The following is a 23,655-nucleotide window of genomic DNA, read 5'->3' on the forward strand; positions in this document are numbered from 1 at the left end:
TTTCTTAGAATAAAAAAAAGAGACCTCTCGGTCTCGATTCGGCTCATCGCATCACTTATGATGTTTGCTTGGCAACGTCCTACTCTCGCGGAACGTAAGTCCGACTACCATCGGCGCTAAAGAGCTTAACTTCTGTGTTCGGCATGGGAACAGGTGTGACCTCTTTGCTATTGTCACCAAACAATTTTTTTACTTCGTGACAAACGTTCGCATACGTTTTCACTTCGTAAAATGAATGATTATACATTCAAAACTAGATAGTAAGTATTGTTTCACAAGCATCACCTTATGAACTAAATTGATTAAGTCTTCGATCGATTAGTATTCGTCAGCTCCACGTATCGCTACGCTTCCACCTCGAACCTATTAACCTCATCATCTTTGAGGGATCTTATAACCGAAGTTGGGAAATCTCATCTTGAGGGGGGCTTCATGCTTAGATGCTTTCAGCACTTATCCCGTCCATACATAGCTACCCAGCTATGCCGTTGGCACGACAACTGGTACACCAGAGGTATGTCCATCCCGGTCCTCTCGTACTAAGGACAGCGCCTCTCAAATTTCCTACGCCCACGACGGATAGGGACCGAACTGTCTCACGACGTTCTGAACCCAGCTCGCGTACCGCTTTAATGGGCGAACAGCCCAACCCTTGGGACCGACTACAGCCCCAGGATGCGATGAGCCGACATCGAGGTGCCAAACCTCCCCGTCGATGTGAACTCTTGGGGGAGATAAGCCTGTTATCCCCGGGGTAGCTTTTATCCGTTGAGCGATGGCCCTTCCATGCGGAACCACCGGATCACTAAGTCCGTCTTTCGACCCTGCTCGACTTGTAGGTCTCGCAGTCAAGCTCCCTTATGCCTTTACACTCTATGAATGATTTCCAACCATTCTGAGGGAACCTTTGAGCGCCTCCGTTACACTTTAGGAGGCGACCGCCCCAGTCAAACTGCCCGCCTGACACTGTCTCCCAACTCGATAAGAGTTGCGGGTTAGAAATCCAATACAATTAGGGTAGTATCCCACCAATGCCTCCACGTAAGCTAGCGCTCACGTTTCTAAGGCTCCTACCTATCCTGTACAAACTGTACCGAATTTCAATATCAGGCTACAGTAAAGCTCCACGGGGTCTTTCCGTCCTGTCGCGGGTAACCGGCATCTTCACCGGTACTATGATTTCACCGAGTCTCTCGTTGAGACAGTGCCCAAATCGTTACGCCTTTCGTGCGGGTCGGAACTTACCCGACAAGGAATTTCGCTACCTTAGGACCGTTATAGTTACGGCCGCCGTTTACTGGGGCTTCGATTCGTAGCTTCGCTAATGCTAACCACTCCTCTTAACCTTCCAGCACCGGGCAGGCGTCAGCCCCTATACGTCACCTTACGGTTTAGCAGAGACCTGTGTTTTTGATAAACAGTCGCTTGGGCCTATTCACTGCGGCTCTTCGAAGCGTGAACCTCAAAGAGCACCCCTTCTCCCGAAGTTACGGGGTCATTTTGCCGAGTTCCTTAACGAGAGTTCGCTCGCTCACCTTAGAATTCTCATCTTGACTACCTGTGTCGGTTTGCGGTACGGGCACCAATCTTCTAGCTAGAGGCTTTTCTCGGCAGTGTGAAATCAACGACTCGAGGAAAACATGTTTCCTCTCCCCATCACAGCTTGACCTTAATGAGTGCCGGATTTGCCTAACACTCAGTCTTACTGCTTGGACGTGCACTCCAACAGCACGCTTCGCCTATCCTACTGCGTCCCCCCATCGCTTAAAACGAATCATGGTGGTACAGGAATATCAACCTGTTATCCATCGCCTACGCCTGTCGGCCTCAGCTTAGGACCCGACTAACCCAGAGCGGACGAGCCTTCCTCTGGAAACCTTAGTCAATCGGTGGACGGGATTCTCACCCGTCTTTCGCTACTCACACCGGCATTCTCACTTCTAAGCGCTCCACATGTCCTTGCGATCATGCTTCAACGCCCTTAGAACGCTCTCCTACCATTGTCCTAAAGGACAATCCACAGCTTCGGTAATATGTTTAGCCCCGGTACATTTTCGGCGCAGTGTCACTCGACTAGTGAGCTATTACGCACTCTTTAAATGATGGCTGCTTCTAAGCCAACATCCTAGTTGTCTGGGCAACGCCACATCCTTTTCCACTTAACATATATTTTGGGACCTTAGCTGGTGGTCTGGGCTGTTTCCCTTTCGAACACGGACCTTATCACCCATGTTCTGACTCCCAAGTTAAATTATTTGGCATTCGGAGTTTGTCTGAATTCGGTAACCCGAGAGGGGCCCCTCGTCCAAACAGTGCTCTACCTCCAATAATCATCACTTGAGGCTAGCCCTAAAGCTATTTCGGAGAGAACCAGCTATCTCCAAGTTCGATTGGAATTTCTCCGCTACCCTCAGTTCATCCGCTCACTTTTCAACGTAAGTCGGTTCGGTCCTCCATTCAGTGTTACCTGAACTTCAACCTGACCAAGGGTAGATCACCTGGTTTCGGGTCTACGACCAAATACTCATTCGCCCTATTCAGACTCGCTTTCGCTACGGCTCCACATTTTCTGCTTAACCTTGCATCAGATCGTAACTCGCCGGTTCATTCTACAAAAGGCACGCCATCACCCATTAACGGGCTCTGACTACTTGTAAGCACACGGTTTCAAGTTCTCTTTCACTCCCCTTCCGGGGTACTTTTCACCTTTCCCTCACGGTACTGGTTCACTATCGGTCACTAGAGAGTATTTAGCCTTGGGAGATGGTCCTCCCAGATTCCGACGGAATTTCACGTGCTCCGCCGTACTCAGGATCCACTCAGGAGGGAAGATGTTTTCGACTACAGGATTTTTACCTTCTCTGATTAACCTTTCCAGGTTATTCGTCTAACATGTTCCTTTGTAACTCCGTACAGAGTGTCCTACAACCCCAACAAGCAAGCTTGTTGGTTTGGGCTCTTCCCGTTTCGCTCGCCGCTACTCAGGGAATCGATTTTTCTTTCTCTTCCTCCGGGTACTAAGATGTTTCAGTTCTCCGGGTCTACCTTCTCACATGCTATGTATTCACATGCGGATAACACGACATAACTCGTGTTGGGTTCCCCCATTCGGAAATCTCTGGATCACAGCTTACTTACAGCTCCCCAAAGCATATCGTCGTTAGTAACGTCCTTCATCGGCTTCTAGTGCCAAGGCATCCACCGTGCGCCCTTAATAACTTAATCTTTTGATGTTTTGGCAATTGTTTACATTCGGCTTTCGAATTAAACAATAACCAACATCCACCAGTTATTAATTATTGTGAGTCGTCTGTCGACGACTAGCGATAATTTTTGTTTCAAGCTTTTCGCTTGTCACTCGGTTTTGCTTGGTAAAATCTATACTTACTTATCTAGTTTTCAATGTACAATTTAAATGGTGGGCCTAAGTGGACTCGAACCACCGACCTCACGCTTATCAGGCGTGCGCTCTAACCAGCTGAGCTATAGGCCCATTGTAATGAATCCTCAAAATGAGCATTCAAAACTGAATACAATATGTCTCCGTTATTCCTTATCGCTTAAAAGCGACATTCCGTATATTATCCTTAGAAAGGAGGTGATCCAGCCGCACCTTCCGATACGGCTACCTTGTTACGACTTCACCCCAATCATTTGTCCCACCTTCGACGGCTAGCTCCAAATGGTTACTCCACCGGCTTCGGGTGTTACAAACTCTCGTGGTGTGACGGGCGGTGTGTACAAGACCCGGGAACGTATTCACCGTAGCATGCTGATCTACGATTACTAGCGATTCCAGCTTCATGTAGTCGAGTTGCAGACTACAATCCGAACTGAGAACAACTTTATGGGATTTGCTTGACCTCGCGGTTTCGCTGCCCTTTGTATTGTCCATTGTAGCACGTGTGTAGCCCAAATCATAAGGGGCATGATGATTTGACGTCATCCCCACCTTCCTCCGGTTTGTCACCGGCAGTCAACTTAGAGTGCCCAACTTAATGATGGCAACTAAGCTCAAGGGTTGCGCTCGTTGCGGGACTTAACCCAACATCTCACGACACGAGCTGACGACAACCATGCACCACCTGTCATTTTGTCCTCCGAAGAGGAAAAACTCTATCTCTAGAGTGGTCAAAAGATGTCAAGATTTGGTAAGGTTCTTCGCGTTTGCTTCGAATTAAACCACATGCTCCACCGCTTGTGCGGGTCCCCGTCAATTCCTTTGAGTTTCAGTCTTGCGACCGTACTCCCCAGGCGGAGTGCTTAATGCGTTAGCTGCAGCACTAAGGGCGGAAACCCCCTAACACTTAGCACTCATCGTTACGGCGTGGACTACCAGGGTATCTAATCCTGTTTGATCCCCACGCTTTCGCACATCAGCGTCAGTTACAGACCAGAAAGCCGCCTTCGCCACTGGTGTTCCTCCATATCTCTGCGCATTTCACCGCTACACATGGAATTCCACTTTTCCTCTTCTGCACTCAAGTTTTCCCAGTTTCCAATGACCCTCCACGGTTGAGCCGTGGGCTTCACATCAGACTTAAAAAACCGCCTACGCGCGCTTTACGCCCAATAATTCCGGATAAACGCTTGCCACCTACGTATTACCGCGGCTGCTGGCACGTAGTTAGCCGTGGCTTTCTGGTTAGGTACCGTCAAGATGTGCACAGTTTACTTACACATTTGTTCTTCCCTAACAACAGAGCTTTACGATCCGAAGACCTTCATCACTCACGCGGCGTTGCTCCGTCAGGCTTTCGCCCATTGCGGAAGATTCCCTACTGCTGCCTCCCGTAGGAGTCTGGACCGTGTCTCAGTTCCAGTGTGGCCGATCACCCTCTCAGGTCGGCTACGTATCGTTGCCTTGGTGAGCCGTTACCTCACCAACTAGCTAATACGGCGCGGGTCCATCTATAAGTGACAGCAAGACCGTCTTTCACTATCGAACCATGCGGTTCGATATGTTATCCGGCATTAGCCCCGGTTTCCCGGAGTTATTCCAGTCTTATAGGTAGGTTACCCACGTGTTACTCACCCGTCCGCCGCTAACGTCAAAGGAGCAAGCTCCTCGTCAGTTCGCTCGACTTGCATGTATTAGGCACGCCGCCAGCGTTCATCCTGAGCCAGGATCAAACTCTCCATAAAAGAAGTAAGCTTGATATAGCTCGTTGATTGGTTCAGCCAATCACTCTTGAAAGTACGTTACGTACTCAAAATTATTGGAATTAACGTTGACATATTGTCATTCAGTTTTCAATGTTCATATGCCGTTTCTTTTGACTCGACAAGAATTAATTATACAGACTTTCATATTAAAAGTCAACACTTTTATTTAATTTTTCCAAAGAAAAAATGACCGCTAGGTCATAATAAAAGTTTGCTTGGCAACGTCCTACTCTCGCGGAACGTAAGTCCGACTACCATCGGCGCTAAAGAGCTTAACTTCTGTGTTCGGCATGAGAACAGGTGTGACCTCTTTGCTATTGTCACCAAACAATTTTTTACTTTGTGGCAAACGTTCGCATTCGTCTTCATCGCTACGTCATCACTCAGTTGTTTACGCTAAGTAAACGCCTTCGTTCTTTCTTGCGATTCATAGACTTCAAACGTTTTCACTTCCTAAAATACGGTGAGTGTCAAACGTCTTATCGAACATTTCACTTCGTAAAATGAATGTTTATACATTCAAAACTAGATAGTAAGTATTGTTTCACAAGCATCACCTTATGAACTAAATTGATTAAGTCTTCGATCGATTAGTATTCGTCAGCTCCACGTATCGCTACGCTTCCACCTCGAACCTATTAACCTCATCATCTTTGAGGGATCTTATAACCGAAGTTGGGAAATCTCATCTTGAGGGGGGCTTCATGCTTAGATGCTTTCAGCACTTATCCCGTCCATACATAGCTACCCAGCTATGCCGTTGGCACGACAACTGGTACACCAGAGGTATGTCCATCCCGGTCCTCTCGTACTAAGGACAGCGCCTCTCAAATTTCCTACGCCCACGACGGATAGGGACCGAACTGTCTCACGACGTTCTGAACCCAGCTCGCGTACCGCTTTAATGGGCGAACAGCCCAACCCTTGGGACCGACTACAGCCCCAGGATGCGATGAGCCGACATCGAGGTGCCAAACCTCCCCGTCGATGTGAACTCTTGGGGGAGATAAGCCTGTTATCCCCGGGGTAGCTTTTATCCGTTGAGCGATGGCCCTTCCATGCGGAACCACCGGATCACTAAGTCCGTCTTTCGACCCTGCTCGACTTGTAGGTCTCGCAGTCAAGCTCCCTTATGCCTTTACACTCTATGAATGATTTCCAACCATTCTGAGGGAACCTTTGAGCGCCTCCGTTACACTTTAGGAGGCGACCGCCCCAGTCAAACTGCCCGCCTGACACTGTCTCCCAACTCGATAAGAGTTGCGGGTTAGAAATCCAATACAATTAGGGTAGTATCCCACCAATGCCTCCACGTAAGCTAGCGCTCACGTTTCTAAGGCTCCTACCTATCCTGTACAAACTGTACCGAATTTCAATATCAGGCTACAGTAAAGCTCCACGGGGTCTTTCCGTCCTGTCGCGGGTAACCGGCATCTTCACCGGTACTATGATTTCACCGAGTCTCTCGTTGAGACAGTGCCCAAATCGTTACGCCTTTCGTGCGGGTCGGAACTTACCCGACAAGGAATTTCGCTACCTTAGGACCGTTATAGTTACGGCCGCCGTTTTACTGGGGCTTCGATTCGTAGCTTCGCTAATGCTAACCACTCCTCTTAACCTTCCAGCACCGGGCAGGCGTCAGCCCCTATACGTCACCTTACGGTTTAGCAGAGACCTGTGTTTTTGATAAACAGTCGCTTGGGCCTATTCACTGCGGCTCTTCGAAGCGTGAACCTCAAAGAGCACCCCTTCTCCCGAAGTTACGGGGTCATTTTGCCGAGTTCCTTAACGAGAGTTCGCTCGCTCACCTTAGAATTCTCATCTTGACTACCTGTGTCGGTTTGCGGTACGGGCACCAATCTTCTAGCTAGAGGCTTTTCTCGGCAGTGTGAAATCAACGACTCGAGGAAAACATGTTTCCTCTCCCCATCACAGCTTGACCTTAATGAGTGCCGGATTTGCCTAACACTCAGTCTTACTGCTTGGACGTGCACTCCAACAGCACGCTTCGCCTATCCTACTGCGTCCCCCCATCGCTTAAAACGAATCATGGTGGTACAGGAATATCAACCTGTTATCCATCGCCTACGCCTGTCGGCCTCAGCTTAGGACCCGACTAACCCAGAGCGGACGAGCCTTCCTCTGGAAACCTTAGTCAATCGGTGGACGGGATTCTCACCCGTCTTTCGCTACTCACACCGGCATTCTCACTTCTAAGCGCTCCACATGTCCTTGCGATCATGCTTCAACGCCCTTAGAACGCTCTCCTACCATTGTCCTAAAGGACAATCCACAGCTTCGGTAATATGTTTAGCCCCGGTACATTTTCGGCGCAGTGTCACTCGACTAGTGAGCTATTACGCACTCTTTAAATGATGGCTGCTTCTAAGCCAACATCCTAGTTGTCTGGGCAACGCCACATCCTTTTCCACGTAACATATATTTTGGGACCTTAGCTGGTGGTCTGGGCTGTTTCCCTTTCGAACACGGACCTTATCACCCATGTTCTGACTCCCAAGTTAAATTATTTGGCATTCGGAGTTTGTCTGAATTCGGTAACCCGAGAGGGGCCCCTCGTCCAAAACAGTGCTCTACCTCCAATAATCATCACTTGAGGCTAGCCCTAAAGCTATTTCGGAGGAGAACCAGCTATCTCCAAGTTCGATTGGAATTTCTCCGCTACCCTCAGTTCATCCGCTCACTTTTCAACGTAAGTCGGTTCGGTCCTCCATTCAGTGTTACCTGAACTTCAACCTGACCAAGGGTAGATCACCTGGTTTCGGGTCTACGACCAAAATACTCATTCGCCCTATTCAGACTCGCTTTCGCTACGGCTCCACATTTTCTGCTTAACCTTGCATCAGATCGTAACTCGCCGGTTCATTCTACAAAAGGCACGCCATCACCCATTAACGGGCTCTGACTACTTGTAAGCACACGGTTCAAGTTCTCTTTCACTCCCCTTCCGGGGTACTTTTCACCTTTCCCTCACGGTACTGGTTCACTATCGGTCACTAGAGAGTATTTAGCCTTGGGAGATGGTCCTCCCAGATTCCGACGGAATTTCACGTGCTCCGCCGTACTCAGGATCCACTCAGGAGGGAAGATGTTTTCGACTACAGGATTTTTACCTTCTCTGATTAACCTTTCCAGGTTATTCGTCTAACATGTTCCTTTGTAACTCCGTACAGAGTGTCCTACAACCCCAACAAGCAAGCTTGTTGGTTTGGGCTCTTCCCGTTTTCGCTCGCCGCTACTCAGGGAATCGATTTTTCTTTCTCTTCCTCCGGGTACTAAGATGTTTCAGTTCTCCGGGTCTACCTTCTCACATGCTATGTATTCACATGCGGATAACACGACATAACTCGTGCTGGGTTCCCCCATTCGGAAATCTCTGGATCACAGCTTACTTACAGCTCCCCAAAGCATATCGTCGTTAGTAACGTCCTTCATCGGCTTCTAGTGCCAAGGCATCCACCGTGCGCCCTTAATAACTTAATCTTTTGATGTTTTGGCAATCGTTTACATTCGGCTTTCGAATTAAACAATAACCAACATCCACCAGTTATTAATTATTGTGAGTCGTCTGTCGACGACTAGCGATAATTTTTGTTTCAAGCTTTTCGCTTGTCACTCGGTTTTGCTTGGTAAAATCTATACTTACTTATCTAGTTTTCAATGTACAATGTTGAATCCTCAAAATGAGCATTCAAAACTGAATACAATATGTCTCCGTTATTCCTTATCGCTTAAAAGCGATATTCCGTATATTATCCTTAGAAAGGAGGTGATCCAGCCGCACCTTCCGATACGGCTACCTTGTTACGACTTCACCCCAATCATTTGTCCCACCTTCGACGGCTAGCTCCAAATGGTTACTCCACCGGCTTCGGGTGTTACAAACTCTCGTGGTGTGACGGGCGGTGTGTACAAGACCCGGGAACGTATTCACCGTAGCATGCTGATCTACGATTACTAGCGATTCCAGCTTCATGTAGTCGAGTTGCAGACTACAATCCGAACTGAGAACAACTTTATGGGATTTGCTTGACCTCGCGGTTTCGCTGCCCTTTGTATTGTCCATTGTAGCACGTGTGTAGCCCAAATCATAAGGGGCATGATGATTTGACGTCATCCCCACCTTCCTCCGGTTTGTCACCGGCAGTCAACTTAGAGTGCCCAACTTAATGATGGCAACTAAGCTCAAGGGTTGCGCTCGTTGCGGGACTTAACCCAACATCTCACGACACGAGCTGACGACAACCATGCACCACCTGTCATTTTGTCCTCCGAAGAGGAAAACTCTATCTCTAGAGTGGTCAAAAGATGTCAAGATTTGGTAAGGTTCTTCGCGTTGCTTCGAATTAAACCACATGCTCCACCGCTTGTGCGGGTCCCCGTCAATTCCTTTGAGTTTCAGTCTTGCGACCGTACTCCCCAGGCGGAGTGCTTAATGCGTTAGCTGCAGCACTAAGGGGCGGAAACCCCCTAACACTTAGCACTCATCGTTTACGGCGTGGACTACCAGGGTATCTAATCCTGTTTGATCCCCACGCTTTCGCACATCAGCGTCAGTTACAGACCAGAAAGCCGCCTTCGCCACTGGTGTTCCTCCATATCTCTGCGCATTTCACCGCTACACATGGAATTCCACTTTCCTCTTCTGCACTCAAGTTTTCCAGTTTCCAATGACCCTCCACGGTTGAGCCGTGGGCTTTCACATCAGACTTAAAAAACCGCCTACGCGCGCTTTACGCCCAATAATTCCGGATAACGCTTGCCACCTACGTATTACCGCGGCTGCTGGCACGTAGTTAGCCGTGGCTTTCTGGTTAGGTACCGTCAAGATGTGCACAGTTACTTACACATTTGTTCTTCCCTAACAACAGAGCTTTACGATCCGAAGACCTTCATCACTCACGCGGCGTTGCTCCGTCAGGCTTTCGCCCATTGCGGAAGATTCCCTACTGCTGCCTCCCGTAGGAGTCTGGACCGTGTCTCAGTTCCAGTGTGGCCGATCACCCTCTCAGGTCGGCTACGTATCGTTGCCTTGGTGAGCCGTTACCTCACCAACTAGCTAATACGGCGCGGGTCCATCTATAAGTGACAGCAAGACCGTCTTTCACTATCGAACCATGCGGTTCGATATGTTATCCGGCATTAGCCCCGGTTTCCCGGAGTTATTCCAGTCTTATAGGTAGGTTACCCACGTGTTACTCACCCGTCCGCCGCTAACGTCAAAGGAGCAAGCTCCTCGTCAGTTCGCTCGACTTGCATGTATTAGGCACGCCGCCAGCGTTCATCCTGAGCCAGGATCAAACTCTCCATAAAAGAAGTAAGCTTGATATAGCTCGTTGATTGGTTCAGCCAATCACTCTTGAAAGTACGTTACGTACTCAAAATTATTGGAATTAACGTTGACATATTGTCATTCAGTTTTCAATGTTCATCTAAAAATAAAAATGGTGGAGACTAGCGGGATCGAACCGCTGACCTCCTGCGTGCAAAGCAGGCGCTCTCCCAGCTGAGCTAAGCCCCCATAAGGTGTTTTTAAGAAGTCGGGAAGACAGGATTTGAACCTGCGACCCCTTGGTCCCAAACCAAGTGCTCTACCAAGCTGAGCTACTTCCCGTTATTAAAATGGCGCGCCCGATAGGAGTCGAACCCATAACCTCTTGATCCGTAGTCAAACGCTCTATCCAATTGAGCTACGGGCGCTTTATCGAATGGTGCCGAGGACCGGAATCGAACCGGTACGGTGATCTCTCACCGCAGGATTTTAAGTCCTGTGCGTCTGCCAGTTCCGCCACCCCGGCAAAAATAATGGAGCAGAAGACGGGATTCGAACCCGCGACCCCAACCTTGGCAAGGTTGTATTCTACCGCTGAACTACTTCTGCTCAATAGTATTCGAATGATGAGCCATAGAGGATTCGAACCTCTGACCCTCTGATTAAAAGTCAGATGCTCTACCAACTGAGCTAATGGCTCACATAAATGGTGCCGGCCAGAGGACTTGAACCCCCAACCTACTGATTACAAGTCAGTTGCTCTACCAATTGAGCTAGGCCGGCTCATAAATGGTGGAGAATGACGGGTTCGAACCGCCGACCCTCTGCTTGTAAGGCAGATGCTCTCCCAGCTGAGCTAATTCTCCATAATTATTGCCTGGCAACGTCCTACTCTCGCGGAACGTAAGTCCGACTACCATCGGCGCTAAAGAGCTTAACTTCTGTGTTCGGCATGGGAACAGGTGTGACCTCTTTGCCATTGTCACCAGACAACTTATTTAATTCGCAACTCGTTTTGGCTACCTTTTTATAATACACAGTTTGCAAACACTTTTCAATAGTTAATTTTACACTTTCTTAAAGTTTTTTACAAACATTTTAAATGTGTATGCCGCTTGTTTTGACGACTTTTATATATTACATAATTTCAAGAGAAGTGTCAACACTTTTCATTAACTTATTTAAAGTTTTTTTACTTTAAAATTCAGTCCGCTTATTTCGTGCTCACTTTGAAATATTTTAAAGGGTTTTGTCGTAAATAGCAAGCGTTTTTTAATGTTTTTCAAAATTTTTTATGGCTATGTTAAGAATAAATAAAGCACACGTTGCGTTGAAGGGTTTGCCCTTTACAACATGTGCTTTGACTTTTAATATTCTAATTATTTTTGACGCATATACGGGAATAATAATACGTCACGAATAGACGGTGCATTCGTCAATAGCATCACTAAACGGTCTATTCCGATACCTAAGCCGCCTGTTGGGGGCATACCGTATTCTAATGCTTCAATAAAGTCTTCATCCATCTCATGCGCTTCATCATTACCTTGTTCTTTTTCAACAAGTTGCGCTTCAAAACGTTGACGTTGATCGATTGGGTCATTCAACTCTGTGAATGCGTTGGCATGTTCACGCCCAACAATAAATAATTCAAAACGATCTGTAAAACGTGGGTCTTCAGGATTTTTCTTTGCTAGTGGTGAAATTTCGATTGGATGTCCATAGATAAATGTCGGTTGAATTAATGTTTCTTCGACTTTTTGTTCAAAGAATTCATTCAAAATATGGCCGTACTTCATATTTTTGTCTACTTCAATGCCATGTTCTTTAGCTAAAGCGTGGGCTTCTTCATCTGTTTTCACATCAAAGAAATTCACACCTGTGGCTTCTTTAACGGCATCTACGATATGGAGACGACGCCATTTTGGTTCTAATTCTATTGTATTATCACCGTATTGAATTGAAGTTGTTCCTAACACTTTACGTGCAACGTGCGCAACAAGTTCCTCTGTTAAGTTCATCACATCTTGGTAATCTGCATAGGCTTCATACAATTCAATCATTGTAAATTCAGGGTTATGGCGCGTAGATACACCTTCGTTACGGAATACACGACCGATTTCGTATACTTTTTCCATACCGCCGACAATCAAGCGTTTGAGGTGTAGTTCAATTGCAATACGCATGTAAAGTGTTGCATCTAGTGCGTTATGGTGCGTCACAAATGGACGTGCAGCGGCACCCCCTGCAATTTGGTGCATCATTGGCGTTTCAACTTCGAGGAAGCCTTTTTCATTTAAGTATGTACGCATTTCTTGAATGATGCGACTACGGTTGATGAATGTTTGTGTACTTTCCTCGTTCGTAATCAAGTCTAAATAACGTTGACGATAGCGTTGTTCGATATCTTGAAGACCATGGTGTTTGTCTGGTAAAGGACGCAATGCTTTTGATAGTAATTTAAATGATTTTGCCTTCACTGAAAGTTCACCCGTGTTCGTTTTAAACATCACACCTTCGACTCCGACAATATCACCTAAATCCGCTGTATTCCATATATGAAATTGTTCTTCTCCAACTTGATCTTTTCGAACATAAATTTGAATTTGACCACTTAAATCTTTAATGTGTGCAAATCCTGCTTTACCTTTACCACGTTTAGTCATAAGTCTTCCTGCAATGACCGTATGACTTTCTGATTCTTTGTCAGCCAATTCTTCTTTTGAAAATTGGTCCCATTGTGTTTTTAATGTTTCTGCATCGCCTGTACGGTCAAATTTTTCGCCAAAAGGGTCGATTCCTAAATCGCGTAATTCTTGTAATTTTTGACGGCGTACCTGCATTTGGTCATTCATTTCTTCTGACATGCTTACCTCTCCTTTTTGTCTATGCTTCTACTTTCGTTTGTTGTGCTAACATTTCATCGCGAAATTGCGTTAGGATTTCTATCATTTCCGCTTCAGTCTCAGCTTGGTTCAATGCTTTACGTGCTTTACCATTCCCTCTGACACCTTTTAGATACCAAGAGGCGTGTTTGCGCATTTCCATAACGCCGACTTTTTCACCTTTTAAGTCCACTAATCGACGTAGATGTAATAAAGCAATTTCAACTTTATCATCGACTTCTGGTTCATCGATGAGCTCACCAGTTTCTAAGTAATGTACCGTTCTATAAATCATCCATGGGTTCCCAAGTGCTTCGCGACCAATCATTACCGCGTCTACACCCGTTTCTTTTAACATTTTTTCAGCAAGTTCTGGGCTCGTCACATCTCCATTACCAATCACAGGGATGTTCACCGCTTCTTTCACTTGTCTAATAATGTCCCAATCAGCTTTACCTTCATACATTTGCACACGTGTCCGTCCGTGTAAGGAAATTGCCGCTGCACCTGCACGCTCTGCAGCTTTTGCATTTTCAACTGCGTAAATATGATCTTCATCCCAACCAATGCGCATTTTACATGTCACCGGTTTACTCACACGTTCTGTCACTGCAGAAACCATTTCATAAATTTTGTTAGGATCAAGCAACCAACGTGCGCCTGCTTCACATTTTATGATTTTAGAGACTGGGCATCCCATATTGATGTCGATAATATCAGCTGTTGTATTTTTATCAACATATTCTGCAGCTTCCACAAGTGTTTCTTTTTCTCCACCAAAAATTTGTAGCGATAGTGGACGTTCATTTTCATCAATATATAACATTTTCATCGTCTTTGGATTGTTAAATAAAATCGCTTTATCACTCACCATTTCAGCGCACACCAGTCCAGCGCCGAACTCTTTGACTGTGAGGCGAAAGGCTGAATTACATACACCCGCCATCGGTGCAAGTACGACTCTATTTTCTATTTCGACGTCTCCAATTTTCCACATATGTCGTGCCTCCAATAAATTAATATAACGAACTAGTCACTGGTTTCAACATTTACTGTTGAAAGAAGGTCTAAATTTAAATCAACCTTTATATTTTACAACTGTTGCATCAGGTTGAACAAGAGATTGAATCGTTTGTTGGCTACGTGGTTCAACGACTTGTGATGCAATTTCGTTAAGCGGTATCATAACGAACGCACGCTCCGTCATTCTTGGATGTGGTACAGTTAAACGTTTTGTCTCAATAATACTATCCCCGTACAATAAGACATCAATATCCATTGTTCGAGGCCCCCAACGTTCTTTACGCACACGATGTAAAGCTTGTTCAATAGACAAACAACGGTCTAATAAATCCTCAGGTTCCAAAGTCGTTTGCACCTGTACACAAAGATTTAAAAAATCTGGTTGTTCTACGTACCCTACCGGCTTGGTTTCATACATGGAGGATACATGCTTCACTTCAATGTGTGCTTCAAGTTGAAGTCGCTCAATTGCTTCTTTGAGCTGTTGTTCACGGTCACCTATATTACTACCTAAACCTAGATAAGCTTCAACCACGATGATTCACCCTCACTATTTCGATTCCCACGCCATTATAAATGCCATGAATCGGTGGGTTTTTTTTCGTAATTCTAACTTTCGTTTCCATTACACGATTATAGTGTGAATTTATACGCTTTGCAATACGTTCAGCGAGATATTCAAGTAAATTGACAGGAGGCCCTTCCATAATCGCTTTTACATCTTCATAGACTTCTCCGTAATGGACTGTGTCTTCAACACGATCCGATTCACCCGCTTCAGATAAATCGACTTTCATTTCAATATCCACCATAAAAACTTGGCCTATTTCATTTTCAGCAGGGAGCGCGCCATGGTAGGCATAAAATTCTAATCCTTGTAAAAATATATTATCTCTCATCTTCATATCCTTTCAATGTGTCCATCGCTTTGGCGAGTCTTGCGTTCATCTGAACATGATGGACACGCACCCCATCGACACCTTTCATAATGCCATAGGCTGTTGTGGCTGCGGTCGCTTCATCTCGCTCAGTAACTTTGTTGTCGCCACCTAAAAGTTCTTTAATGAAACGTTTTCGACTGGTTGCGAGTAAGACTTTGTACCCTGTTGCGACAAGTTCATCTAAACGCGCCATCACTTCTTGTTCTTCTTCTCGTGTTTTGGCAAAACCAATGCCTGGATCAAGCCAAATTTTATCTTTTGGAATGCCAGCCAAAACAGCTTTATTCGCTTGTTTGAGTAACGTAACCAACATTTCTTCTACGACAGGCGTCTCACGATGTCCATCTCCATTGTGCATTAAAATAATCTCAGCATTATACTTCGCGACAACATCAAATATTTTTTCATCGTAAATTCCTGCCCATTGATCATTGATGATATGTGCGCCTGCTTTCAAACTTGCTTCGGCCACTTCACTACGAAATGTATCAACCGAAATGCGCAACGGTAAATGGCTCAAAGCTTTGACAACAGGAATGACTCTGTTCATTTCTTCTTCCACGGTCACTTCTTCATGTCCAGGACGCGTAGAAACGCCCCCCACATCAATAATGTGTGCACCGTCTTTCATCATTTGTTCCGCATGCGCAACGGCTTTATCCACCTCATTATACTGTCCGCCATCAGAAAATGAATCGGGGGTCACGTTTAATATTCCCATGATTTGTGTGGTATGCATCATTGGTCATCCTTTCTCTATGAATACGTTCATTATAGCAAATTTAAGCGCTATTCGTATTAATTGAACGTCAGTACCAGATGCCCAAAACAAAGCCTATGTTTTTCAACACACCTTTTATTACTGTGACTATAAAATTGCATCATTTCTTGTTTTTATACTTTTAGGTGTTAGTCTCTTTACCCTTCAGTTCATTCCTTACGATGACGAACATGTCGTTTAAAAACTAGTGTTACGGGAAGGCTACTTTTGTTTTAAATACCTCTTCAACTAAAAAAACTAGGATACCCCCTGGCATCCTAGTTATTTATGATTATTCGAAGTTATATAATGGTGTAGATAAGTAACGTTCACCATTACTAGGTAAGACAGTCACTACTGTTTTACCTTTACCTAATTCTTTTGCTTTTTGAATCGCTGCATAAATCGCTGCACCTGAAGAAATACCACCTAAAATTCCTTCTTCTTTTGCAACACGACGAGAAGTTTCCATCGCTGTTTCATTGCCTACAGTAATGACTTCATCATAAATTTCAGTATCTAAAGTGTCCGGAACAAATCCCGCACCTAAACCTTGTAATTTATGCGGACCTGGTTCGCCACCGCTTAATACTGGAGAAGCTTCTGGTTCGATGGCTACAAGTTGAATATCAGGATATTTTTCTTTTAAAACTTTACCTGCTCCTGATAATGTACCACCTGTACCGACACCCGCTAAAAAGGCATCGATTGTTCTCCCTTCGAATTGTTCTACAAGTTCAGGACCTGTTGTTAATTCGTGAATTTTAGGGTTCGCTGGGTTTTCAAATTGTTGTGGTTCAAAATAACCATGTTCTTCTTTAAGTTCTTTTGCTTTTTTAATAGCACCTTTCATCGCTTCTGCGCCTGGTGTTAATACTAATTCAGCACCATAAGCTTTTAACAGGTTACGACGCTCTTGGCTCATCGTTTCAGGCATTGTGAAAACAGCTTTATAACCTTTGGCTGCACATACAAATGCTAAACCAATTCCTGTGTTACCACTTGTTGGTTCAACGATAGTGTCACCAGGTTTAATCTTACCGTCTTTTTCAGCTTGTTCAATCATCGCAAGCGCGATACGGTCTTTAACAGAGCCGCCCGGATTTTGATATTCTAATTTGACATAGATGTCTGCTGCATCTTCACCAGCTTGATGTCTTAATTTAACGACAGGAGTTTGACCAATAATTTCAGTAATATTTTCTACAGGCTTTCTTACCATTTTAAATAACCTCACTTTAATTTAATATTCATTTCTGGAATACATAGTTATCAAATCGGATTTACAAATAGTATACCATTTTTCTGACAATTAAAAAAGCGTATTGCAAAATTTTAAATAAAACAGTCTTGGCAACCTCACCATTCATCCCGTAGCTTCATATTATCTGTTATCCGCGTTGATGTTTTAGCTCATTCAAAAGACCTTGTAATTCATCTTCAGTGTATTGATATTTAGAACGACAAAAATGACATTCTGCTTCTGCACCATGATCTTCTTTAATCATATTCTCGATTTCTGCTTCACCTAAACCTCGCATCGCATTTAAAAATTTGTCGTGCCCACATTGACATTCAAATTCAGCTGGAATTGTTTCTAAAAATTCGACATTTCCTTCGCCTAAAATGTGCGTCAACATTTCCTCAGGTGTTACACCTTCATCGATGAGCGTAGAAACAGGGGTCATTGTAGCGATGGCTGCTTCAAGGCGATCAATCGTTTCTTCTTTTGCACCAGGCATCACTTGAATAATAAAGCCACCCGCTGCTTTAATGGAATTATCTGGATTGACGAGAACGCCGACACCGACAGAAGAGGGTGTCTGTTCACTATTCGCAAAATAATAGGTAAAGTCTTCTCCGAGTTCACCTGAAACAATTGGACTATTGCCTGTGTAGTAATCTCTCATACCCACATCTTTAACGACATTAATAGCCCCTTGTGTCCCTACTGCGCGGCGGACATCTAATTTTCCTGCTTCATTTAAGGGGAAATGGGTTTGTGGATTTGTTACGTAACCACGCACTTTCCCTTTTGCATTGGCGTCCGCTATAATTTTGCCGATAGGACCATCGCCATCAACTGTGACAGTTAATTTTTGATCACCTTTTAACATAGCCCCCATCATGAGCGTTGCTGTCATAGTACGACCTAACGCTGCAGAGGCTGTAGGCCATGTATAATGACGTGTTTGTGCCTCTTGTATTGTGTCCGTTGTAATCGAACTATAGGCACGTATTTCGCCATTATAAGCTAACGCTTTGACGATATAGTCTTGAGTCATTTGAATTCGCTCCTTCATATATTTCATTTTTTTATCATAATCGCATTAGGCTATCCACTCAACAAATATGACTTGAATTTAAGCTAACTTTAACATAAAAAGAAACCGTCTCGAAAATGATAGATTTCGAGACGGTTAACGCGATTAACGAGGAGGTTGATTGTCTCCTGGACGATCGATGTTTGCTTCTCCTTCGTAACCTGTTGTATCCTCAGAAGATTGATCTTCGTGCTCATTACGACGTTTATCTTCTTCTGAATGATGTTTTTCAGATGGTGTGTCATCTTCTGGATGCGCTGTACGTTGTTCATCTTTATCACGTTCAGATACACCTGCACGTGAACGATTTGTTAATTCTTCTTGTTCACGTCGAATTTCATCGTAGGACTTTCCATATTTACCTTCTTCAAATTCGTCGTCATGACGTTCGACCACTTTGGCATCATCGTAATTCACGACAGGTAAATGACCTTCATGGAATAAGGATTGAATTTGTTCTGCGACTAATGTTTCTTCTGTGAGCAATGTTTCAGCAATTAATCTTAATTGTGATTCATGTTTTGTAAGAATTTCTTTACAACGTTCGTATTGTTCTTTGATGATACGTTGAACTTCTTTATCAATTTCATAAGCGATTTGACCAGAGTAGTCAGGTTGACCTGACATATCTTTTCCTAAGAACACTTGGCCTCCACTATGTGAAAATTGTAATGGCCCTAATTTTTTACTCATACCGTATTCAGTAACCATTTGACGCGCTAACTGAGTCGCACGTTCAAAGTCGTTAGAAGCACCTGTTGATACTTCGTTGAAGATAATATCTTCTGCAACACGGCCCCCTAAAAGACCACAAATTTTATCGAGCATTTCTGGTTCAGTCATAAGGAAACGGTCTTGTTTAGGTAACATCATCGCATAACCACCTGCTTGACCACGTGGCACAATCGTTACTTTGTGTACGACTTCTGCTTCATCAAGCACCATACCGATGACAGTATGACCCGCTTCGTGATGTGCAACAATGTTACGCTCTTTGTCAGAAATAACACGAGATTTTTTAGCAGGTCCGGCAATCACACGGTCCGTCGCTTCTTCAATATCTCGCATATCAATTTTTTTCTTGCCGCCACGAGCCGCTATTAATGAGGCCTCGTTCAGCAAGTTTTCAAGGTCGGCACCTGAAAAACCAGGTGTACGTTGCGCAATCGCCTTTAAGTCTACCGTTTCGTCTAAAGGTTTGTTTTTCGCATGTACGTGTAATACAGCTTCACGACCTTTCACATCTGGACGACCTACTTGAATTTGTCGGTCGAATCGACCTGGACGTAATAACGCAGGGTCTAAAATGTCTGGTCGGTTCGTCGCTGCAATCATAATAATGCCTTCGTTTTCACCAAAGCCATCCATTTCAACAAGTAATTGGTTTAACGTTTGTTCACGTTCATCATGACCGCCACCAACACCTGCACCACGTTGACGACCTACTGCATCAATCTCATCTATAAAAATGATACACGGCGCATTCTTTTTCGCGTTTTCAAATAAGTCACGGACACGACTTGCACCTACACCCACAAACATCTCAACAAAGTCAGAACCACTGATTGAGAAGAATGGGACGCCTGCTTCACCAGCAACGGCACGTGCAAGTAATGTTTTACCTGTACCTGGTGGGCCAACGAGTAAGACCCCTTTAGGTATACGTGAACCCATTTGTTTAAATTTCTTGTTGTCTTTCAAGAAATCTACAATTTCAATTAATTCTTGTTTTTCTTCGTCAGCACCTGCAACGTCTGTAAAACGAATGCGACGTTTTTGGTTGTCGTACATTTTGGCTTTTGATTTACCGAAGTTCATCATACGACCGCCACCGCCGCCACCTTGGGCTTGACTTAAGAAGAAGATAAATAGTAGTGCGATGATTAAGACAGGAATCAAGGTAGTCAGAATGCTTACGAATACACTTTGACCTTCTTCTTCTTTAACCGTAAATTCTAAATCTTTCTGATCTTTAGCGATATCAGTAACCTGTTCTAGCTCTTTGTCATTATTAAATAAAATCGTTGATGAATAATCATCTCCGTTGTTTAACTTACCGCTCACTTTGTACACATTATTAGATGGTTGTACTTCCAATGTTTTGAGTTTGCCATCTTTTAATTCTTGTGTAAATTGCTTGTACGTAAGTTCTTTAGGCACTTTCCCATTTCCATTAATCCAGGAAAAGAGCCCAAAAATAACAACGCCGATTAAAGCTATAAAGAGCACATTACGAAAAGCTTTTTGCATGCGTCGTTTCCTCCTACTTCAAATATAAAACTAACAAAAATTTTACCATAACTTAAACGCGACTGGCTAGTGATTGACATTGACTTCCAAGCTACTTCTATTAAATGTAGCAAAGTGCACAATATTGAATCGTCTTTTTTAAAGTTTATTGTTCATAAATTGCTGGCTTTAAAGTCCCAATGTAAGGTAAGTTACGATATTTTTCTTTGTAATCTAAGCCATAACCTACAACGAACTCATCTGGAATTTGGCGACCTACATATTTTGCCTCGATGTCTGCTTTGCGACGGTTAGGTTTATCGAGTAATGTTACAATTTCTAAAGAATTCACACGACGAGACGCTAATAATTCAGTAATTGATTTCAATGTTGTGCCTGTTTCTAAAATATCCTCAATAATAAGAACGTCTTTGTTTTCGATAGACGTACTTAAATCTTTTAAAATTTGGACTTCACCTGTAGATTCCGTCCCACCATGGTAACTCGAAACATCCATGAAATCTATAGAAAGTGGCGTGTCGATACGTTTGATTAAATCTGTCATAAACAATACAGAACCTTTTAAAATCCCAACACATAATAAATCTTTGCCACGATAATCTTCCGTAATGGCATGACCTAATTTATCACAAATATCATAAATTTCCATTTCTGTAAGTAGTACGTCCTTCAAATCATTTCTCATGTTCTTCATCTCCTAAAAAAACTATATTTAATAAATGGTTGTAATTGGCATGTTGATACAGCGTTCCGACGGCCAAAATCTGTCCGTTCGCATCCACCACTAAAGGGATACGTTCCCGATCTTCTTGCGGAATTTTGGCATCAATCATTAAGCGTGACACCTTTTTATGACCTTGTGGCATCAGTTCAACGCGATCTCCATTTTGACGTGTCCGTATGTAAAGTGGAAAACATATTTCTCCTTTTGAACTCAATTCAATTTGGTAGGCGCCAAATTTATAACGTCCTTCTTGATTCATTTGGACAACATCAAGCAATGGGGAACCCTCTTCCGCTGACAAAATTAATTTATCATACACGATAAGGATGCGCCACGTGTTTGTAGCATAAAGTAAAAGTTGCGAGATAGGTTGCGCCATTTTAGCAAACCAATCTTGATATTGCGCGTCGCTCATCGTTGCAAAAGCATCCCATTTTTGTATCAATTTGTCCAGAATCATCATTTTAACATGCTCTGGGCATTTATTGAATGATGACAGTGACATTTCATACTTTTCGTGCGTTTTTTTTACATGCGTTTGTATATATTCCTCAGCCATAGTTTCAAATTGAGCCAGTGCAGCTTTATGCATCTCATATAATTTGTTAAGATGTTCTGTTTTCAATTGAGGTTGTTCTTCAATCATCGGCATTAACGTGTTTCTAATTGCATTTCGTGTATATTTGACGTCTTGGTTACTTTCATCTTCAAAATATGGCACGTCGTGGGCTTGTTGAAACGCGCTAATGTCCGATTTCGGTTCATCAAGCAAAGGACGTACAATGCGATAACCGTTCCGTTGCTCGATTTTTTTCATCCCTAAAGGACTTCGAAACACTCTTCCGGTAAAAATGCGGTGAAAAATAGTTTCTAGTTGATCATCAAAGTGATGGGCAGTTAATAGCACATCTCCACCAACTTTTCGAATCATATTTTCAAACCATTGATAGCGTTCTTTCCGAGCTTCATTTTGAATACTGCGCCCGGCTTGTATTGTGGCGCTTAAGTCCAATCGATGCACATAAACTTCGATTTGATGCTGTTGACAATAATCTTTCAAAAAACCTGCCTCTCTATCTGAAGCACGGCGAAGTCCATGATGCACATGGAGTACGGTCAACTTTTGATAGGTTGATTTGTACTGATGGAGTAACCGATAGAGAAGAACCATACTATCAATGCCAGTTGAAACGGCCACAACTAGATGCTCCTCTTTATTCCATTGAATGTCCATGACGTCACCTCCACACAAATAGGGGTTGAGATTCAAAGTCAACCTTCGTCTCTCAACCCCTTGCATTAAATTTAACGACGTGCGCCTCTTCCACCACGTCTTGATTCTGTTTGACGCTTAATAGAAGTAAGTTTGTCCTCACTATCTTTTAAGAAGTTTGATAGTTTTTTCTCAAAGTCTTCTGGTTTTTGTGCCGGTTTTTGTCTACGCGGACGTTCTTTTGCTTTTTTGATGGATAAACTGATTTTACCATCATCCGCGATAGATAATACTTTAACTTCAACTTCATCCCCGACAGTTAAGTGATCTTCGACGTTCTCCACATAATTATCAGCAACTTCACTGATATGAACTAATCCACTTTTTCCTTCAGGCAACTCCACAAATGCACCGAATTTTTTGATACCAGTGACTTTACCTTTGACCTTACTTCCTACTTCGATTGACATTGTTTGAATGCATCCTCCCGAGTTCGATATTTAGTTCTATTATACGTATCTTTCTCCATTTTCACAATGACAAATTGATGATTCACTATTTTATTTACGTATTTTACTAAATCTGTCTCTTTATCGAATGAATAGACAAAAAAGCTGCCTCCCTACATCATAAGACTGGAGACAGCTCAAACAAATTAGTCCTTGCGCAATTTGTTCTATTGAATGAATTTATTCTTGTTTCTTTTTACTTTCTTTCGATTGATCTTCAGGCAACTTAAAGATGACTTCACCGTCATTACTTAAATAATACTCATCACGGGCGACTTTTTCAATGTACGATGGATCGTTTAAGTTATTGAGTTGTTCTTTAAGTTCAATCTCTTTATCTTGTAATTTTTGGTATTCTTCTTCTTTTGCTTGACGTTGCGTTGATGCTTCGTTATTACTTTTAATTTGTGCAAACACCATTAACAATAGAACAACAATAATCGCTAATAAGATGCCTCCAAAAACTGTAATACGTTTTTTGACAACCTGTTTTCGTTTTTCTTGACGGCGTTTTTTTGCATTTTTTTGCGATGTGTACTGATTGCCGATATTTTGAATTTTATCATTCAT

The 23,655-nt window shown here is 43.6% G+C and carries 12 protein-coding genes, 9 tRNA genes and 7 rRNA genes; all 28 read right to left on the minus strand.

Features of this window, described 5'->3' with window-relative positions:
• Positions 1–66 precede the first annotated feature (66 nt).
• The 28 genes from rrf (PYW36_RS10280) to PYW36_RS10415 all read right to left on the minus strand — a co-directional run bounded on the left by rrf (PYW36_RS10280) (position 67) and on the right by PYW36_RS10415 (position 23,655).
• Positions 67–181, minus strand: a 5S ribosomal RNA gene (gene rrf, locus PYW36_RS10280).
• A 117-nt stretch (positions 182–298) separates the two neighbouring features.
• Positions 299–3,225, minus strand: a 23S ribosomal RNA gene (locus tag PYW36_RS10285).
• A gap of 191 nt (positions 3,226–3,416) precedes the next feature.
• Positions 3,417–3,493 (minus strand) — tRNA-Ile (locus tag PYW36_RS10290).
• Positions 3,494–3,591: 98 nt separating this feature from the next.
• Positions 3,592–5,145, minus strand: a 16S ribosomal RNA gene (locus tag PYW36_RS10295).
• A 234-nt stretch (positions 5,146–5,379) separates the two neighbouring features.
• Positions 5,380–5,494: ribosomal RNA gene (gene rrf, locus PYW36_RS10300) — 5S ribosomal RNA — on the minus strand.
• Positions 5,495–5,736: 242 nt separating this feature from the next.
• Positions 5,737–8,667, minus strand: a 23S ribosomal RNA gene (locus PYW36_RS10305).
• A 279-nt stretch (positions 8,668–8,946) separates the two neighbouring features.
• Positions 8,947–10,497: ribosomal RNA gene (locus tag PYW36_RS10310) — 16S ribosomal RNA — on the minus strand.
• Positions 10,498–10,629: 132 nt separating this feature from the next.
• Positions 10,630–10,705: transfer RNA gene (locus tag PYW36_RS10315), tRNA-Ala, on the minus strand.
• Between the two features lie 19 nt (positions 10,706–10,724).
• Positions 10,725–10,798 (minus strand) — tRNA-Pro (locus PYW36_RS10320).
• 9 nt (positions 10,799–10,807) lie between these two features.
• Positions 10,808–10,884: transfer RNA gene (locus tag PYW36_RS10325), tRNA-Arg, on the minus strand.
• A 9-nt stretch (positions 10,885–10,893) separates the two neighbouring features.
• A tRNA-Leu gene (locus PYW36_RS10330) sits at positions 10,894–10,982 on the minus strand.
• A gap of 8 nt (positions 10,983–10,990) precedes the next feature.
• Positions 10,991–11,065: transfer RNA gene (locus PYW36_RS10335), tRNA-Gly, on the minus strand.
• A gap of 18 nt (positions 11,066–11,083) precedes the next feature.
• Positions 11,084–11,156, minus strand: a tRNA-Lys gene (locus PYW36_RS10340).
• A gap of 7 nt (positions 11,157–11,163) precedes the next feature.
• Positions 11,164–11,239: transfer RNA gene (locus PYW36_RS10345), tRNA-Thr, on the minus strand.
• 7 nt (positions 11,240–11,246) lie between these two features.
• Positions 11,247–11,322: transfer RNA gene (locus PYW36_RS10350), tRNA-Val, on the minus strand.
• 9 nt (positions 11,323–11,331) lie between these two features.
• Positions 11,332–11,446, minus strand: a 5S ribosomal RNA gene (gene rrf, locus PYW36_RS10355).
• Together the 16S, 23S and 5S rRNA genes with 9 tRNA genes alongside form the textbook arrangement of a ribosomal RNA operon.
• A 389-nt stretch (positions 11,447–11,835) precedes the next feature.
• The gene (lysS, locus tag PYW36_RS10360) at positions 11,836–13,323 is read right to left on the minus strand and encodes a lysine--tRNA ligase (RefSeq protein ID WP_037576935.1); all 1,488 of its coding nucleotides are present in this window, start codon (positions 13,321–13,323) and stop codon (positions 11,836–11,838) included.
• 19 nt (positions 13,324–13,342) lie between these two features.
• Positions 13,343–14,338 carry a tRNA dihydrouridine synthase DusB gene (gene dusB, locus PYW36_RS10365; protein WP_037576937.1) on the minus strand — a complete coding sequence of 332 codons (996 nt, stop codon included), beginning with the start codon at positions 14,336–14,338 and terminating at the stop codon, positions 13,343–13,345.
• Between the two features lie 81 nt (positions 14,339–14,419).
• Positions 14,420–14,899, minus strand: coding sequence for a 2-amino-4-hydroxy-6-hydroxymethyldihydropteridine diphosphokinase (gene folK / locus PYW36_RS10370; protein WP_037576940.1), 480 nt, complete (start codon positions 14,897–14,899; stop codon positions 14,420–14,422).
• Complete coding sequence (gene folB / locus PYW36_RS10375) at positions 14,892–15,263, minus strand: dihydroneopterin aldolase (protein ID WP_037576943.1); 372 nt, start codon at positions 15,261–15,263, stop codon at positions 14,892–14,894. Before folB ends, folK begins: the two co-directional genes overlap by 8 nt.
• Positions 15,253–16,044, minus strand: coding sequence for a dihydropteroate synthase (folP, locus tag PYW36_RS10380; protein ID WP_037576946.1), 792 nt, complete (start codon positions 16,042–16,044; stop codon positions 15,253–15,255). Before folP ends, folB begins: the two co-directional genes overlap by 11 nt.
• Positions 16,045–16,357: 313 nt before the next feature.
• Positions 16,358–17,287 (minus strand): cysteine synthase A, encoded by a 930-nt coding sequence (gene cysK, locus PYW36_RS10385; protein WP_037576950.1) that lies wholly within the window; start codon positions 17,285–17,287, stop codon positions 16,358–16,360.
• A 169-nt stretch (positions 17,288–17,456) separates the two neighbouring features.
• Positions 17,457–18,350, minus strand: a complete 894-nt coding sequence (gene hslO / locus PYW36_RS10390) for an Hsp33 family molecular chaperone HslO (RefSeq protein ID WP_103159365.1) — start codon at positions 18,348–18,350, stop codon at positions 17,457–17,459.
• A gap of 144 nt (positions 18,351–18,494) precedes the next feature.
• Positions 18,495–20,639: an ATP-dependent zinc metalloprotease FtsH gene (gene ftsH, locus PYW36_RS10395; RefSeq protein WP_103159366.1), complete on the minus strand. Its 2,145-nt coding sequence runs from the start codon at positions 20,637–20,639 to the stop codon at positions 18,495–18,497.
• A 145-nt stretch (positions 20,640–20,784) separates the two neighbouring features.
• Complete coding sequence (gene hpt, locus PYW36_RS10400; protein ID WP_103159367.1) at positions 20,785–21,324, minus strand: hypoxanthine phosphoribosyltransferase; 540 nt, start codon at positions 21,322–21,324, stop codon at positions 20,785–20,787.
• Positions 21,314–22,597, minus strand: coding sequence for a tRNA lysidine(34) synthetase TilS (gene tilS, locus PYW36_RS10405; protein WP_103159368.1), 1,284 nt, complete (start codon positions 22,595–22,597; stop codon positions 21,314–21,316). Before tilS ends, hpt begins: the two co-directional genes overlap by 11 nt.
• Before the next feature lie 71 nt (positions 22,598–22,668).
• Entirely contained in the window at positions 22,669–23,046 is a 378-nt protein-coding gene (locus PYW36_RS10410) for a S1 domain-containing RNA-binding protein (protein WP_037576967.1), read from the minus strand.
• A gap of 219 nt (positions 23,047–23,265) precedes the next feature.
• Positions 23,266–23,655: an FtsB family cell division protein gene (locus PYW36_RS10415; protein ID WP_037576970.1), complete on the minus strand. Its 390-nt coding sequence runs from the start codon at positions 23,653–23,655 to the stop codon at positions 23,266–23,268.

The sequence above is a fragment of the Staphylococcus chromogenes genome (assembly GCF_029024625.1).
Lineage (GTDB): Bacteria > Bacillota > Bacilli > Staphylococcales > Staphylococcaceae > Staphylococcus > Staphylococcus chromogenes.